The 16266-nt window shown below is 69.1% G+C and carries 14 protein-coding genes; 1 reads left to right on the top strand and 13 read right to left on the bottom strand.

Annotation, left to right across the window (positions count from 1 at the left end):
* Positions 1-4: 4 nt before the first annotated feature.
* From ACFOGJ_RS01755 to mtgA, 5 genes are all read right to left on the bottom strand, one after another.
* Positions 5-991, bottom strand: coding sequence for an alpha-ketoacid dehydrogenase subunit beta (locus tag ACFOGJ_RS01755; protein ID WP_379897681.1), 987 nt, complete (start codon positions 989-991; stop codon positions 5-7).
* Positions 984-2087: a pyruvate dehydrogenase (acetyl-transferring) E1 component subunit alpha gene (pdhA, locus tag ACFOGJ_RS01750; RefSeq protein ID WP_379897680.1), complete on the bottom strand. Its 1104-nt coding sequence runs from the start codon at positions 2085-2087 to the stop codon at positions 984-986. The genes ACFOGJ_RS01755 and pdhA overlap by 8 nt, the downstream gene beginning before the upstream one ends.
* A 15-nt stretch (positions 2088-2102) precedes the next feature.
* Positions 2103-4034, bottom strand: a complete 1932-nt coding sequence (locus ACFOGJ_RS01745) for an aconitate hydratase (RefSeq protein WP_379897679.1) — start codon at positions 4032-4034, stop codon at positions 2103-2105.
* 87 nt (positions 4035-4121) lie between these two features.
* Complete coding sequence (locus ACFOGJ_RS01740; RefSeq protein ID WP_379897677.1) at positions 4122-5102, bottom strand: diacylglycerol/lipid kinase family protein; 981 nt, start codon at positions 5100-5102, stop codon at positions 4122-4124.
* Between the two features lie 87 nt (positions 5103-5189).
* Positions 5190-5894 carry a monofunctional biosynthetic peptidoglycan transglycosylase gene (gene mtgA, locus ACFOGJ_RS01735; RefSeq protein WP_379897676.1) on the bottom strand — a complete coding sequence of 235 codons (705 nt, stop codon included), beginning with the start codon at positions 5892-5894 and terminating at the stop codon, positions 5190-5192.
* 92 nt (positions 5895-5986) lie between these two features.
* Between mtgA and mazG the strand changes: the two genes are divergently transcribed.
* A complete protein-coding gene (gene mazG, locus ACFOGJ_RS01730; RefSeq protein ID WP_379897675.1) occupies positions 5987-6916 on the top strand; it encodes a nucleoside triphosphate pyrophosphohydrolase in 930 nt (309 codons plus the stop codon).
* A 25-nt stretch (positions 6917-6941) separates the two neighbouring features.
* Here the strand turns inward: mazG and ACFOGJ_RS01725 are convergent, their stop codons facing one another.
* The 8 genes from ACFOGJ_RS01725 to ACFOGJ_RS01690 form a co-directional block, all read right to left on the bottom strand.
* Complete coding sequence (locus tag ACFOGJ_RS01725) at positions 6942-7805, bottom strand: inositol monophosphatase family protein (RefSeq protein WP_379897674.1); 864 nt, start codon at positions 7803-7805, stop codon at positions 6942-6944.
* A gap of 16 nt (positions 7806-7821) precedes the next feature.
* Positions 7822-8109 carry a co-chaperone GroES gene (locus tag ACFOGJ_RS01720; RefSeq protein WP_379897673.1) on the bottom strand — a complete coding sequence of 96 codons (288 nt, stop codon included), beginning with the start codon at positions 8107-8109 and terminating at the stop codon, positions 7822-7824.
* Between the two features lie 82 nt (positions 8110-8191).
* Positions 8192-9481, bottom strand: coding sequence for a GTPase HflX (hflX, locus tag ACFOGJ_RS01715; protein WP_379897672.1), 1290 nt, complete (start codon positions 9479-9481; stop codon positions 8192-8194).
* A 230-nt stretch (positions 9482-9711) separates the two neighbouring features.
* Positions 9712-9966: an RNA chaperone Hfq gene (hfq, locus tag ACFOGJ_RS01710; protein ID WP_379897670.1), complete on the bottom strand. Its 255-nt coding sequence runs from the start codon at positions 9964-9966 to the stop codon at positions 9712-9714.
* Positions 9967-10132: 166 nt separating this feature from the next.
* The gene (locus tag ACFOGJ_RS01705; RefSeq protein ID WP_379897669.1) at positions 10133-10987 is read right to left on the bottom strand and encodes a D-amino-acid transaminase; all 855 of its coding nucleotides are present in this window, start codon (positions 10985-10987) and stop codon (positions 10133-10135) included.
* Positions 10988-11047: 60 nt separating this feature from the next.
* Positions 11048-12424 (bottom strand): Trk system potassium transporter TrkA, encoded by a 1377-nt coding sequence (gene trkA / locus ACFOGJ_RS01700; protein WP_379897668.1) that lies wholly within the window; start codon positions 12422-12424, stop codon positions 11048-11050.
* A gap of 137 nt (positions 12425-12561) precedes the next feature.
* A complete protein-coding gene (ntrX, locus tag ACFOGJ_RS01695) occupies positions 12562-13965 on the bottom strand; it encodes a nitrogen assimilation response regulator NtrX (protein WP_379897667.1) in 1404 nt (467 codons plus the stop codon).
* On the bottom strand, positions 13958-16243 hold the full coding sequence (locus ACFOGJ_RS01690; RefSeq protein WP_379897665.1) for a sensor histidine kinase NtrY-like: 2286 nt from the start codon (positions 16241-16243) through the stop codon (positions 13958-13960). Before ACFOGJ_RS01690 ends, ntrX begins: the two co-directional genes overlap by 8 nt.
* Between the last annotated feature and the right edge of the window lie 23 nt (positions 16244-16266).

The following is a 16266-nucleotide window of genomic DNA, read 5'->3' as shown; positions in this document are numbered from 1 at the left end:
GGGATCAGGCCTCCACGTTCAGGGTCTCGCGGGCGGCCGCCAGGACCCGCTCCGCATCCGGCAGGTAGGCCTCTTCCCGCGCGAAATAGGGAATGTGCACGTCGTATCCGGTAACCCGCCGGACCGGCGCCTCAAGCCGCCAGAACGCCTCCTCGACCAGGCGGGCGACGATCTCCGCACCCGGGCCGAAGCTGCGATGCGCTTCATGCACCACGACGGCCCGGCCGCAGCGGCGCACCGATTCCGCCACCGGCGCGATATCCAGCGGTGCGATCGTCTGCAGATCGATCACATGGGCCTGGACACCGTCCTCCTGCTCCAGACGGCCGGCGGCCTGCAGCACGGGCTGCAGCATCGCCCCATAGGTGACGATGGTGATGTCATCGCCGTTCCGCGCGGTGCGTGCCTCGCCCAGGGGCAGCACCTCCTCCGCATCGGGCACCTCCTCCCGGAACGCGCGATAGATCCGCTTCGGCTCGAAGAACACCACCGGATCCGGATCCCGAATCGCTGAGAGCAGCAGGGCACGACCGTTTCGCGGGCCGGAGGGGATCACCATCTTCAGACCCGGGATATGCGCGTAGAACACCTCCTTGCTCTCGGAATGGTGTTCCAGCGCATGCACGCCGCCGCCATAGGGCATGCGCAGCACCATCGGCACGGTGAAGCGGCCGCGCGACCGCCAGCGCAGCCGCGCGGCATGGTTCTCCATCTGGGCCAGCGCGAGGTAGGAAAAGCCGGAGAACTGCATCTCTGCCACCGGCCGCATCCCGTAGACGGCCAGGCCGATCGCCATCCCGGCGATGGCGCCCTCCGCCAACGGGGTGTCCATCACCCGTCCCGCGCCGAACCGGTCGAGCAGCCCGTCGGTCAGCCGGAACACGCCGCCATCGACGCCGACATCCTCGCCCATCAGCAGGACATCCCCGTCGCGTTCCATTTCCTGCCGCAGGGCCAGGTTCAGGGCTTCGATCAGGTTGCGTTCAGCCATCATTGTCATCCCTGTCCGTGCCGTGCCCGGCACCTGCCTGGCGGCGCTGCACCAACAGCGCCTCCGGCGGCTCGGCGAGAAGATGGTCGAACATCGACGCAGGCTCGGGCGGATCCTCGATCCGGGCGCTCACCTCGTCCCAGGCCGTGTCGATCTCCTCCGCGATCTCCGCCTCCATGCTCTCGACATCGTCGTCGCTCAGCAGTGCCTTGCCGCGGAGGTAGGTGGCGAAGCGGATCAGCGGGTCCCGCTCCTGCCAGCGCTCGACCTCTTCCTCGTCGCGGTATTTCGACGGATCGTCCGCGGTGGTGTGGACCGACATCCGGTAGGTCACGCATTCGATCAGGGTCGGTCCCTCCCCGTCCCGTGCCCGCGCTGCGGCCTCGGTCGCTGCGCAATGGACCGCCAGCACGTCGTTGCCATCGACCTGCAGGCCGGGCATGCCATAGGCGAGGGCCTTCTGCGCCAGGGTGGTCGTGGCCGTCTGCCGGTCGCGCGGGGTGGAAATCGCCCAATGGTTGTTCTGGCAGACGAACAGGACAGGGCAGCCATAGACTGCGGCGAAGTTCATCGCCTCGTGGAAGTCGCCGGTGGAGGTGGCACCGTCACCGAAATAGGTACAGGCCAGGGTCCCCGCCCCCCGCAGGGCCATGCCATGGGCGATGCCGACGGCATGCGGCAGCTGCGTCCCGACCGGGATGGCGATCGGCAGGGTGTTCTGGCCCTCCGGTATCGCGCCGCCCTCATTGTAGCCGGCGTTGAACAGCAGGATCCCCGTCATCGGCAGCCCGCGCCAGAGCTGGATCGCGGTCTCCCGGAACGAGGGCACCAGCCAGTCGTCGTCGCCGAGCACGGCCCCCACGCCGATCTGCGCCGCCTCCTGGCCGTGAACGGGCGCGAAGGTGCCGATCCGCCCCTGCCGCTGCAGGGTCAGAAGCCGCTCGTCGAAGCGGCGCGCCCGCAGCATGCCTCTGTGCATGGCGATCAGCAGGTCTTCGTCGATCTCGGGCTCCAATGCCTCGTCGACGACTCCGTCCTCGTCCAGAATCGACAGATGCTCGACCTGCCCGGGCAATTCCAGGCTGGTGCGCGGCATGCTCTCCTCGCTTCCTCAGGCCGCACGGGCCAGGTTGATGCGCCCGCCCGCCAACAGGATCTCGCGCTCCGTCCCGGTGGCGCGCAGCTGCAGGCTGATGCGCTGCTGCCTGCCTTTCACCGCCGCCTCGATGCTGTCCCGATCGCCGACGGCCTCCCGCAGGCCCTCCAGGCACAGCAGGTCGCCGCGCTCCAGGCTCTGCGCGGCACCGTCGAGCTGCAGCGGCAGCACCCCGTAGTTGATCAGGTTGGCGCGATGCAGGCGCGCGAAGGAGCGGGCCAGCACCGCCCGCAGGCCCAGGTAGCGCGGTGCCAGGGCCGCATGTTCGCGGCTGGACCCCTGCCCGTAGTTGCGCCCGCCCAGAACCGCGTGGCCACCGCCATCGCGCGCCTCCTCGCTGCGTTGCGGATAGCTGGAATCGACGGCGGAAAAGGTGAATTCGGCGATCTTCGGGATATTGCTGCGGAAGGGCAGTATCTCGGACCCGGCGGGCAGGATCTCGTCCGTTGAGAGGTCGTCGCCGGCAGCCAGCAGGATCGGCAGCTCCAGCCGGTCGGGCAAGGGATCGAAGCGCGGCAGGGAGACGATGTTCGGCCCCTTCCGCAACTCTACGCCGGGTCCCGCCTCCGATCCGGGCGGGCATTCGGTCATGGCAACCCGCGTGACCGGAGGCTCCGCCTCAATATCGGGACAGGCGCTTCCGAGGTCGCGGGGGTCCGTGATCCTGCCCTCCAGTGCCGAGGCCGCCGCGGTCTCCGGACTGCACAGGAAGACGCTGTCCTCGCGGGTGCCCGAACGGCCGGGAAAGTTCCGCGGCACGGTGCGCAGGCTGTTGCGCCCGCTGGCCGGCGCCTGCCCCATGCCGATGCAGCCGTTGCAGCCCGCCTGGTGCAGGCGCGCACCGGCGCGGATCAGGGTGGAGAGGTGGTCGGCCTGCGCCAGGCTGACCAGCAGGCGGCGCGAGGTCGGGTTCACGTCCAGGGAGACCGTCGGATCGACCTGCCGCCCCTTCAGAATGGCGGCCGCCACCGCAAAGTCGCGATAGCCGGGATTGGCGGAGGAACCGATATAGGCCTGGTAGATCGGCGCCCCGGCGACTTCGCGCACCGGGACCACGTTGCCCGGGCTGCTCGGCCGCGCGATCAACGGCTCCAGTTCGGAGAGGTCGATCCGGTCGGTGACGTCGTAGCCGGCATCCGGGTCGGCCGCGACCGGGTCGAACGCCGCTTCCCGCCCTTCGGCGGCCAGAAAGCGGCGCACCGCATCGTCGGCGGGGAAGACCGTCGTCGTGGCGCCGAGTTCCGCCCCCATATTGGCGATGACGTGGCGATCCATGGCGCTGAGGCCGTCCAGCCCGGGACCGTGATACTCGATGATCCGCCCGGTCCCGCCATCCACGCCGTGGCGACGCAGCATTTCCAGGATCACGTCCTTCGCACTGACCCAGTCGGGCAGCCGTCCGGTCAGCTCAATGCCCCAGACCTCGGGCATCGCGATGCGATAGGGTTCGCCGGCCATCGCCATCGCCACGTCCAGGCCGCCGGCGCCGATCGCCAGCATGCCGAGCGCGCCGGCGGCACAGCTATGGCTGTCCGAGCCCAGGAGCGACTGACCAGGGCGGCCGAAGCGCTGCATATGGACGGGATGGCTGACCCCGTTCCCGGGGCCGGAATACAGGATGCCGAACCGTCGGCAGGCGCTTTCCAGGAACAGGTGGTCGTCGGGATTGCGATGATCGGCCTGGATCAGGTTGTGGTCGACATATTGCACCGACAGACCGGTGCGGACCCGGTCGAGATCCAGCGCCTCAAGGGCCAGCATCACCAGGGTGCCGGTGGCATCCTGGGTCAGGGTCTGGTCGATCCGCAGGCCAATCGGCGTACCCGGACGCATTTCGCCTTCGGCCAGATGGGTCCGGATGAGCTTCTGTGCGAGATTGCAGGCCATTCCACCTTGCGCGCTCCCATGCGCTCGCGGGGGACTGCCTGACAAACACCGGCCGCGGACCTGTCGTTCCGCCGGCAGGCCGGCAGCTCAGCCGGCCGGGCCGTCCTCCGGCATCAGCACCTGCAGGGCCATCGGCAGGATCCGGATCTCCACAGGCGAGGGGAAGAGCCGCAGTTCGCCGTCCACGGAAAGGTGGATATGGCTGCGTTTCGTCTCAAGGGTGATCCGCTCCCCCTCCGCAAGGATGAAGCGGTCCAGCAGGCCCTCGTCCCGCGCAGCGACGAACTTCTCGCGGCCATGACGGCGGGTCGCCTTCGCGGACAGGCCATAGACGACCAGCCGGCCGCCATCCAGCCTGTCGCGGGCGAAGGGATGCTCCAGCCGGCCGCGGAAACGGTTGAGCGACACCATCAGGACGGCGGCGCGAACCTCCATCTCCGCCTCGTCGATCGTCAGGCGGAAACGGGTCCCGGGCCGCCGGACCAGGCTGCGCAGCGCATACCAGCCCATCTTCAGCCAGGCCAGCGCGCGCAGATGCTTGCGCTGGATCTCGCGCAGGCGGATGGTCGCACTGAGGCGGCCGGCCATCGCTTTCAGCAGGCAAAGTTCGCCGCCGACATCGGCGACATCGATGCGCCGCACCGCCCCGCCGGCCAGGACCGCGGCGGCCCCCTGCAGGTCCAGCGGGATCTGCAGGTCGCGGGCCAGGATGTTGAGCGTGCCCAGAGGCAGGATGCCGAGGATCTTGTCGGATTCGATCGCCATGCCGGCCGCATGCTGCAGGGTGCCGTCGCCGCCGCCGACCAGCACCACCTCGGCATCGGATCCGAAGGCCGCCTCCATGGCCGCCTGCATCTCCTTCGGTTCGGCGAGCCGGAAATCGATCAGGTCGTGCGCCGCCCGCAGGTCGTCGCGAAGCCTGTCGGCAAGCGCATCACCGCCATGGTGCAGCAAGGTGCCGGCCTGGGCGTTCAGGACGGCGAATATCCTGCGGCGCCGGGTTCCCTTACCCTCCGCCGCACTATTGGATGCAATCGTCTCTGCCTGCTGCGCCACGTCCGCCGTCATCCTCTCCCCGCCGCGGCAACCCGCCGGCGGCACCGCATCCAACAACAACCATTCATCAACACGCTTGGATGTGCTGCGGTTTCCTCCCTATCCGGCAGATATGGTGACGCAGTCCAGCAATGGTCCCAGCTGGCCGACGCGGCGCTCGATCGTGGCAGCACGTCCGCTGATCCGCCCGGAAGGGCGGCCGGCGGACCATTCCCTGGGGTTCGGCAATACCGCCGCGAGCAGGGCCGCCTGGCGCCGGCTCAGATCCGCGGCCGCACGGTCGAAATGGTGACGGGCCGCGGCTTCCGCGCCATAGACCCCCGGCGCCCACTCGACGATGTTCAGATAGACCTCGATGATCCTGCGCTTCGGCCAGAGCAGTTCGATGGCAAAGCTTATCGGCAGTTCCAGCGCCTTCCGCAGGGCGCTGCGACCCGGCCAGAGAAACAGGTTCTTCGCCGTCTGCTGCGTGATGGTGGACCCGCCCCGCCCCGGCCGGCCGGCCAGGAAGTCGGAGACCGCCGCGCGGAATGCTTCCTCGTCGACGCCCCAATGGCTGCAGAAATGATTGTCCTCCGAGGCCACGACGGCGCGCGGCAAGGCCGGTGCGATGGCGGTGAGCGGCACCCATTGATGGTGAAGCGGCGGCATGCGCATCAGCATCAACGGGGTGACCGGCACCGGCAGGACCCGGAACAGCACAATCAGCCCCAGCAGCACCGCAACAATGGCGGTGATCGACACCAGCACCAGCCGCAATGCCCTGCGCCAGCGCGACGGCGCGGTCACGGCCCCCGCGTTCACCGGGCCCTCCCCCGCCCTTGGCTGCGGGACAGAGACGCGGCGGCGCAGGCCAAGCTTGCCTCCACCCGGAACGCCACCGATACTCCGGCGCCATGTCCTCCACCGCAAGCCCCCCCTCCGCCGCCCACGACGAGCCCCCGGAGACTGCGTCCGGCAGCCGCATCCAGCGCCTGCTTGCCATCATGGCGCAGCTGCGCGACCCGCAGGGCGGCTGTCCCTGGGACCTGGAGCAGGATTTCCGCAGCATCGCCCCCTACACGATCGAGGAGGCCTATGAGGTCGCCGACGCGATCGAGCGCGACGACATGGCGGATCTGCGGGACGAACTGGGCGACCTGCTGCTGCAGGTCGTGTTCCACAGCCGCATGGCGGAGGAAGCCGGCCGCTTCGCATTCGCCGACGTGGTCGAGGCGATCTCCGACAAGATGCTGCGGCGTCATCCCCATGTCTTCGGCACTGCCCGCTTCGCCGATGCCGCCAGCCAGACCGTCAACTGGGAAGCACAGAAGGCCGCGGAGCGCGCGGCCAAGGCGGAAGCCGATCCCACCGCGGCGCCGGCCGGCACCCTGGACGGCATTCCCGCCAGCCTGCCGGCCCTGCTGCGGGCGCTGAAGCTGCAGAAGCGCGCCGCACGGGTGGGATTCGACTGGCCGTCGACGGGCCCGGTCTGGGAGAAGCTGGACGAGGAAATCGGCGAACTGCGCGCCGCCGCCGCCGGCAGCGACAGGCAGGCGCTGGAAGACGAGCTGGGCGATGTGCTGTTCGTGCTGGTCAATCTCGCCCGGCACTGGGACCTGGACCCCGACAGCGCGCTGCGCCGGACCAATGCCAAGTTCGAGAGGCGGTTCCGGCGGGTCGAGGCATGGCTGCGCGCCGAGGGCCGCGACCCGGAACAGTCGAACCTCGACGAGATGGACCGGCTCTGGGACCGCGCAAAAGCGGAAGAGCGGGCAAAAGCGGAAGAGCGGGCAAAAGCGGAAGAGCGGGCAAAAGTGGAAGAGCGGGCAAAGGCGGAGGAATAGGCCGCCACCTTCGCCCGGCCCCGCCTCACCCGGCGGCGCCGGCCCGGGGCTGCAGCCAGCTGCCGAACAGTTCGTTGCGGACCATGTGCCAGCCGGCCTCGCTCTGCGCCACCAGAAGCGGCCAGTGCTGCTTCGGCGGCAGGCCCGGACGATAGCGCGTGCCGTCGAGCCGCGCGGCATGGCCGCCCGCCTCCTCCACAATCAGGCAGCCGGCGGCATGGTCCCAGGGATACATGCTGCCATAGGCGGCGAAGTCGATCTGGGCCTGCGCCGCGGCGAGATATTCCACGCCGGAGCAGCGCAGGATCAGCTGCGTGGCATAGCGGTCGCTCACCGCGGCAAGTGATGCCACCGCGGCACGATCGGCATGGCTGCGGACATTGACGCAGCCGGTCATGTGGCTCAGCGCCGGCGGATTGCCGGTGCAGGCCGGGCGGAATTCCCGCCCCTTCGCCAGCAGGCGCGCACCGCCGCCGCGCTCCGCCACGGCGGTCAGGTCCTGCACCGGATCATGGATCCAGCCCATCTGGGTCTCGCCCCGCACGACATAGGCCAGGATGGTGGCGAACATCGGCACGCCGGTGGCGAAGTTGATGGTGCCGTCGATGGGGTCGATCACCCATACCGGCTGATCGCCGTCCAGCAGGGACATCAGCGATGGGTCGGCCGCAACCGCTTCCTCACCCAGCACCACGGTGCCGGGATAGGTGGCGGACAGCCATTCCGTCAGCGCCTCCTCGACCGCGACGTCGGCCACGGTGACGAGGTCGTTGGGCCCCGTCTTCTGCTTGACCTGCGCCGGGTCGAGCTGCCGGAAATGATGCAGCGCGATCTCCTCGCCGATGCTGCGGACCCTGGTCGCGATCCGCACGGGATCCGGAGCGGTCATCGTCCCGGCCCGGCGCTCAGCCGACCACGCCCATGATATCGGCTTCCTTCATGATCAGCAGTTCCTCGCCACCGACCTTGATCTCGGTGCCGGACCATTTGCCGAACAGCACCCGGTCGCCCTTCTTCACGTCCAGCGGCAGCAGGCGCCCGTCCTCGGCACGGGCCCCGGCGCCCACGGCGATCACCTCGCCCTCCTGCGGCTTCTCCTGCGCGCTCTCGGGAATGATGATCCCGCCAGCGGTCTTCGCCTCGCTCGCCACCCGGCGGACGAGGACCCGGTCATGCAATGGCCGCAGCTTCATGGTGCCACTCTCCTTGCGGTTGGGCTCCGTTGGTCGTGGCGGTGATAAGAACCGGGTTGCAGGCTGTCAACCGGTGCGGTGGCTACCGCCCCTGCCCCGGGCCGCCCCCCTGGCCGCTCTCCGGGCCACCTTGGCCGCCATGCAGCTTGAGGAACCGGCCATGATCCGCCGGACGCAGGCGCACGGTCACCGCCACCCGGCCGGATTCGGTATCGCTGCGGGCGACCACCTCGCCATGCCGGTAGAGCCAGGACAGGGCCGCGCCATCCTCCGGCGGCAGCTCGATCTCGTAGCTCTGCAGGTCGCGGCCGATCTGCTCCGAGAGCAGCTGCAGCAGCGCCTCGATCCCCTCCCCGGTCAGCGCCGAAACCACGACGCGCGCCGCGATCCCTTCGCCGCCGATACCGGCACCGGCCGGCCCGTCGGCGAGGCGCGCCCGCTGCTCGGGGGTCAGGCGGTCGACCTTGTTCATCGCCTCCACGATCGGGACCTCACCGCGGGTCACGCCCAGTTCCTCCAGGACGGAGGCGACATCGGCGGCCTGGGCCGCCGTATCGGGGGCGCTGGCATCCCGCACGTGCAGCAGCACGTCGGCGGCCAGCACCTCCTCCAGGGTGGCGCGGAAGGCGGCGACCAGCTGGGTCGGAAGGTTGGAGATGAAGCCGACCGTATCGGAGATGATCGCGGTGCGGCCACCCGGCAGCTCGATCGCGCGCATCGTCGGATCGAGGGTCGCGAACAGCATGTCGGCGGCCTTCACCTCGGCGCGGGTGAGGCGGTTGAACAGGGTCGACTTGCCGGCGTTCGTGTAGCCTACCAGCGCCACGATCGGATAGGGCACGCGCTCCCGGCTCTCGCGATGCAGGGTGCGTGTGCGCACGACATCGGTCAGCTCCAGCTTGATCCGCGCGATCCGCTCGTCGATCAGCCGGCGGTCGATCTCGAGCTGCCGCTCGCCCGGCCCGCCCAGGAAGCCGGCACCGCCGCGCTGGCGTTCCAGGTGGGTCCAGGACCGGACCAGGCGCGAGCGCTGATAGGTCAGATGCGCAAGCTCCACCTGGAGCCGGCCTTCACGCGTGCGGGCGCGCGCGCCGAAGATCTCCAGGATCAGTCCGGTGCGGTCGATGACCTTGCAGCCCAGGGCGGTTTCGAGATTGCGCTGCTGGCCCGGCGTCAGCGGGCCGTCAACGATCACCAGGGCGATCTCCAGCGTCTCGACCTGTTGCGCCAGGTGGGCGACCTGGCCGCCGCCCAGAAGGGTCTGCGGCCGCGGCTTGCGCAGCGGCAGGACCTCGCCCATCACGACATGCAGGCCGATCGCCCGCGCCAGCCCGATGGCCTCCTCCAGCCCCTGCTCGGGCTCGCGGGACACCGATTCAGCAGGGACATCCGCCCGAAAGGCCCGGTCGCCCGCCCCGCGCTCCGCGCCGCCGGAATCCCGGCCGGCGGGGAGCACCGGATGAACGACATAGGCTCGCTGGCCCCCGCCTGCGCCTGCCGGCCGGCGCGGGTCCGACTGTTCCGCGGCCGGGCCCTGCCCGGCCGCGCGACCGCGCGCGGCTTCGCCGTCTGTCGCGGGAGGGAACAATCCGATCGCCTGCCTCAGCTCGCCGCAGCGTCGTGGCTGGCCGGGTCGAACAGCTGGATCGGCCCGGACGGCATCACGGTGGAGATGGCGTGCTTGTAGACGAGCTGGACATGTCCGTCACGACGAAGCAGGACGGAGAAGTTGTCGAACCAGCTGATCACCCCCTGCAACTTGACCCCGTTGATGAGGAAGACGGTAACCGGCGTCTTGTTCTTCCGGACGTGGTTCAGGAACACGTCCTGGACATTCTGCGCCTTATCAGCAGGCATGGCTGACCTTTCTTATTGGCGGCCGATTTTTCGGCTTCGCAAGTTGTGTGTCACGGAGGTCCATGCACCCCCGCACGGCCCTCACAATCAGAGATAGCCATCATGTTGCGCTGCGGCAAGACACAGTTTTCGCGGATTTCGGGGGTATGCAGATACGCACACCCGCTCAGACCGCGGTGGCATGCTCCACATAGCTCTGCCGCAGGCGCTCTGTCAGCATGCCCGGTGCCCCGTTGCCCACCGGCCGGCCGTCGATCTCCACCACCGGCATGACGAAAGAGGTGGTCGAGGTCAGGAACGCCTCGCGTGCGGCCATCGCCTCCTCCAGGGTGAAGCGCCGCTCCACGATCTCCGTCCCTGCATCCGCGGCAAGCTGCAGCAGCGCGCGCCGCGTGATGCCGTTCAGGATGTTCGGGCTGACCTCCCGGGTGACGATCCTGCCGTCGGCGTCGACGATCCAGGCATTGGTGGAGCTGCCCTCCGTCACATAGCCCTCGTCGTCCACCATCCAGGCCTCGAAGGCGCCGCGATCCTTGGCTTCCTGCTTGGCCAGGCAGTTCGGCAGCAGGGAGACGGACTTGATGTCGCACCGGTCCCAGCGGATATCGCGCACCGACACGACCTTCACCCCCTCGCCGGCCTTCCGGGCGATGCCGTCGAAATCCATGCTCTTCGCCGTCATCACGACCGCCGGCTTCGCGGCCTTCGGAAAGGCATGGTCGCGCCGGGCCACGCCGCGGGTCACCTGGGTATAGACGATGCCGTCGCGCACCCGGTTGCGGCGCGCCGTCTCTTCCATCACCGCCAGGACCGCCCGCGGGCTCATCGGCATCGGGATCCGCAGTTCGGACAGGGAGCGTTCCAGGCGCTCCAGGTGCATGTCGGAATCGACCATGCGGCCGTTGCGCACGGCGGTCACCTCATACACCCCGTCGGCGAACTGGTAGCCGCGATCCTCGATATGCACCATGCCGTCGCAATGCGGCAGGTAGCGGCCGTTCACATAGGCGATGCGGGACATGCGTCTTCTCCTGCTGTGCGGACGATGATTCCCTCCCGGCGGCGCTTTTTGCGTTTCTTATCAGAAATATTCCAGGCGCACCGCGAACATCTTCTCCACGTGGCGCACCATCTCCGACATCGCGAACATGATCACCCGGTCGCCCGCCTCGATCACGGTATCGCCGCGCGGCAGGACGACCTCGCCCCCGCGGACGATGGCGCCGACGATGATGCCGTCGGGAATGTCCATCTCCCGCAGGTTCTTGCCGACCAGGCCGGAGGTCTTCAGCGCCTCCGCCTCGATGATCTCTGCGGTGCCGTCGCGCAGGGAATAGACCTGCCGGATCCGGCCGCGCCGGACATATTGCAGGATCGTCGACACCGTGGTGCCGCGCGGATTGACCACCACGTCGATCCCCAAAGAGGTGATCAGGCCGCGATAATCCTCGTTGTTCACCAGCGCCACCGCGCGCTGGCAGCCGGCGCGCTTGGCCAGCAGGGAGGCCAGTATGTTCACCTGGTCGTCGTTGGTCAGCGCCACGATCGCCTCGGTGCCGGAGATGTTCGCCTCGTCCAGCAGCTCGCGGTCCAGCGCGTCGCCGTGCAGCACCACGGAATGGTGCAGCCGGTCGGCAGCGGCCTCGGCATGCGCCAGGTCGCGCTCGATCAGCTTGATCCGCACGCCGGGATGGGTCTGCTCCATCTGCCGCGCCAGGAACAGGCCGATATTGCCGGCGCCGACAATGATCAGGCGGCGCGCCTCCTTCTCCTCATGGCCGAACAGGCCCATGGCGCGCTGCACCTGCTGGGTATCGGCGATGAAATAGATCTCGTCGCCCGGGAACAGCTGGTCGTCGCCATGCGGCACCACCAGCTTGTCGTTGCGCACGATGCCGCAGACCACCGCCTTCAGGTCCGGGAACAGGTCCGTCAGCTGCCGCAGGGGGGTGTGCACCACCGGGCAGTCCTCTCCCAGCCGCACGCCGATCGTGCGCACCCGGCCGTCGGCGAAGGGGATCATGTCCAGTGCGCCGGGCACCTCAAGGCGCCGCATGATCGCGCGCGCCACCTCGACTTCCGGGGAGATGATGACGTCGATCGGCAGATGGTCGGTGGAGAACAGGTCCGACCATTCCGGGTTCAGATAGGCCTGTGCGCGCACCCGGGCGATCTTCGTCGGCACGTGGAACAGCGAATGGGCGACCTGGCAGGCGACCATGTTCACCTCGTCGGCGAAGGTTACGGCGATCAGCATGTCGCAGTCCTGCGCCCCGGCCCGCTCCAGGGTGTCCGGATAGGAGGCCATGCCGACCAGGCCCTTCACGTCGATGCTGTCGGAGATCCGCTGGATCAGCTCCGGCGTGCGGTCGATGACGGTGACGTCATTGCCCTCGCGCGCAAGCTGCTTGGCGATGTTGGAGCCGACCATGCCCGCGCCACAGATGATGATCTTCATCGCTCGACCTCTCCGCGGGCCGTAGCGGCCCCCACCGTGATGCCTGTCGCCCGCGATGCCACCCGCGGCGCGGCGCCCGCACTATGAACCCGGCGAGGCGGCAAGATAAGCCTGCGTCCAGGCGGCGGCCGCGCCGTTCAGGCGCGCTGCGTCGACTTGTCCAGGGTGTTGACCCCCAGCGCGTTGAGCTTGCGGTGCAGGGCGGACCGCTCCATGCCGACGAAGGCGGCGGTCTTGGAGATATTGCCGCCGAAGCGGGTGATCTGCGCGGTCAGGTATTCGCGCTCGAAGATCCGCCGCGCGTCGCGCAGCGACAGGGCCATGATCTCCTCGTTGCCGCCGGCGCGGCTGATCGCCGGTGCCGAGGCGGAGATGTCGGACGGCAGCATGTCGCTGCGGATCGGCGTATTCGGGTCGCCGGGCGCCAGGATGATCAGCCGGGCGACCAGGTTGCGCAGTTCGCGCACATTGCCAGGCCATTCCGCGGTCTGCAGGGCGGCCATCGCGTCCTCCGCCACCCGCCGCCGCAGCAGGCCCTGCGCCTCCGCCTCCCGCGCCATGAAATAGTCGACCAGCGCGGGGATGTCTTCCCGCCGCTCCGACAAGGACGGCACCCGCAGCGGCACCACGTTCAGGCGATGGAACAGGTCCTCGCGGAAGCGGCCCTCCTCGATTTCGCCGGCCAGGTCGCGCGAGGTCGCGCTCACGACCCGCACGTCGACCTGGACCCGGGCGCGACCGCCGACCCGCTCGAAGGTCTGGTCCACCAGGACCCGCAGGATCTTCGCCTGCGTCTCCTTCGGCATGTCGGCGACCTCGTCGATGAACAGGGTGCCGCCATGCGCCTGCTCGAAGGTGCCGACCCGGCGCCCGGTCTCGGCACCGGGCGCGCCCTCCTCGATGCCAAACAGCTCCGCCTCCATGCGCTCCGGCGCCATGGAGGCCGCGTTCAGCACGACGAACGGCCCGTCCGCCCGGCGCGAGCGCAGGTGGAGCATCCGTGCCACCAGCTCCTTGCCCGATCCGGGCGGACCGGAAACCAGGACCCGGCTGTTGGTGGGCGCCACCCGCTCGATCGCCTGGCGGACCGCGTTCATCGCCGTGGAACGCCCCACAAGGTCCAACTCGCCGCCCGCGCGCTGCCGCAGCTCCGCATTCTCGCGCTTCAGGACGGCCGCCTCGATCGCCCGGGTCACCTGGATGATCAGCCGGTCGGCGTTGAACGGCTTCTCCAGATAGTCGTAGGCGCCGTACTTGATGGCCGCCACAGCCGTCTCGATATTGCCGTGCCCGGATATGACGATGACCGGCATTTCCGGATGGATCGCCTTCAGCCGCTCCAGCACCTCCAGCCCGTCCATGTCGCTGCCCTGCAGCCAGATGTCCAGGATGGCCATCGTGGGACGGCGCTGTTCCACCGCATCCAGCGCCTCGCGCGCGGTACCGGCCAGGCGGGGCTCGAAACCCTCGTCCTCCAGGATCCCGGCGACCAGGTCGCGGATGTCGGCCTCGTCATCGACGATAAGGATGTCCTTAGCCATTTGCCGCCTGCAGTTCTCCTGACTTGTCCATGCTGTCCTCCGATTCCTTCAGCCGGTCCAGCGGGAAGCTGAGGGTCACCACCGCACCGGGGCCGCCGTCGGCCGGCTCCTCCAGGTGCAGCGCGCCGCCATGCTCCTCCATCACCTTCTTCACGATCGCCAGGCCCAGTCCCGTGCCCTTCTGCTTGTGGGTCACGTAGGGCTCGGTCAGCCGGTCGCGATCCTGCTGCGGCAGGCCGATTCCGTTGTCACGCACTGCGACATGGACCGCCTCTGCCGTGCGCAGCAGCGTCACCTTGATCTCGCCGCGCGGCAGCGCGCCTTCCGCCGGGTCCGCCCGGCCGTGGATCGCATCGGCGGCGTTCTGCAGCAGGTTGGTCATCACCTGCGACAGCTGCCGGCCGTCGCAGCGCAGCAGGAAGCCGTGCAAGGCATCCGCCCCGTCGACCCGGTAGCCGATATCGCCATGCGCCACCTGCTGCAGGAACACCGACTGGCGGACGATCTCTGACAGGTCCTCGTCGCGGAAGGTCGGCGCCGGCATCCGCGCAAAGCTGGAGAACTCGTCGACCATGCGACCGATATCGCCGACCTGCCGCACGATGGTGTCGATGCAGCGTTCGAAAACGTCCGGATCCTCCGACACGTAGCGCCGGTACTTGCGCCGCAGCCGCTCCGCGGAGAGCTGGATCGGGGTCAGCGGGTTCTTGATCTCGTGCGCGATGCGGCGCGCGACATCGGCCCAGGCCGCCGTGCGCTGCGCCGCCATCAGCTCGGTCACATCGTCGAAGGTGATGACATAGCCGGTCACCGAGCCGCTGCGCTCCTGCCGGGTGACCCGGACATGCAGGGTCAGGCTGCGCCCTGTCCCGGCGACCACGATCTGCCGGTACAGGTCGCGGGCGCTGCCTGCGGTGGCGTCGTGGAACAGCGCCGCGAACTCGGGCACTACGGCGGCCAGCGACTGCCCCATCAGCTCCTCCGGCTGGCGGCCCAGCAGGTCGCTGGCGCGCTCGTTCGGCAGGGTGATATGGCCCTGCGCATCGGTGCCGATGATCCCGGCGGATACATCGGCCAGCACCGTCTCGGTGAAGCGCCGCCGCTCGTCGATCTGATTGTAGGCCTCCACCAGCTCGGCCCTCTGGCCGGCAAGCTGCTGGGTCATGCGGTTGAAGGCACGGCCCAGCGCGCCCATCTCGTCGTCCTCCGCGCCGGGCATCACCCGCGCGGTCAGGTCGCCCTGGCGCACCCGTTCCGCCGCCCCGACCAGCTCGCCGATCGGCCGCGCCATCCGGCTGGCGATGAACAGTCCGACCCAGACGGCCGCCAGGAAGACCAGCAGCGCGACCACCAGCACGGCGCCGATGAAGGCGAACTCGATGCGCGAGTTCTGCTGCTCCAGCAATTCGTACTGCCGGGCCGCCGCCTGCGCCTTGGCGACATGGGCCAGCACCCGCGGATCGACGAAGCGGCCGACATAGAGATAGGCGTCGATGAAGTTCTCCAGCCGCACCAGGGCCCGCACCCGGTCCTCCGTCGGCGAGGTCAGCACCACCACCTCGCCTTCGCGCGCCTTCTCCAGGGCCCATTCGGGGGCATTCTCGAACGCCATCACGAAGGACAGGTTGGATTGTGCGATCGGCCGGCCGGAACCGGAGAAGACCACCGCCTCGGCCAGCGCCCGCAGGCGGACCTGGGTGGTCAGCACAGAGTCGAACAGCGCCTTGTTGCGCGACAGCGCCGGCGCATCCCGGTTCAGGTCGGCCGCCATCGCCAGGGTATCGGCCTGGATCACCTTCAGGTGCTCCTGGATATAGGCCTCCGCCACCGCGACCGATTCGTTGACCGCCTGGCTGACCTGCTGGCCGAACCAGGTCTCGATCCCCACCCGCACGAACAGGATGGAGAAGACCGCCATCAGGATCGCCGGCATCAGGGCCGCGGCGGCGAACACCGCCACCAGCCGGGCATGCAGCTTCCAGCCGGCGGAGCCGCGCCGCCGCGCCACCCAGATCGCCACCAGGCGCCAGGTGATCACCGCGGTCAGCGCCAGCAGCAGGAAGAAATCGACCAGCAGCAGGATCCAGAACAGGCTGGGCTGGGCGGTCGGCCCGGTGCCCTGGGTCAGCTCGATCACTGTCGCTGTGCCAGAGGCGACTGCCGCGACCGACAGCAGGATCGCCAGCTTGCCGGCGATGCCGGTGCGGCGGGCCCAGCGCATCAGGGCCAGAACGGGAGCAAAGACGCTGCCGCGCGCCGGGGCGGAATCCGCGGTCACGGCTTGTTGCCGTTTCGACGCAG

The organism is Marinibaculum pumilum (assembly GCF_042646425.1).
Classification (GTDB): domain Bacteria; phylum Pseudomonadota; class Alphaproteobacteria; order Ferrovibrionales; family Ferrovibrionaceae; genus Marinibaculum; species Marinibaculum pumilum.
Note: the sequence above shows the minus strand (reverse complement) of the source record. Positions and strands in the feature narration are given on the sequence as shown.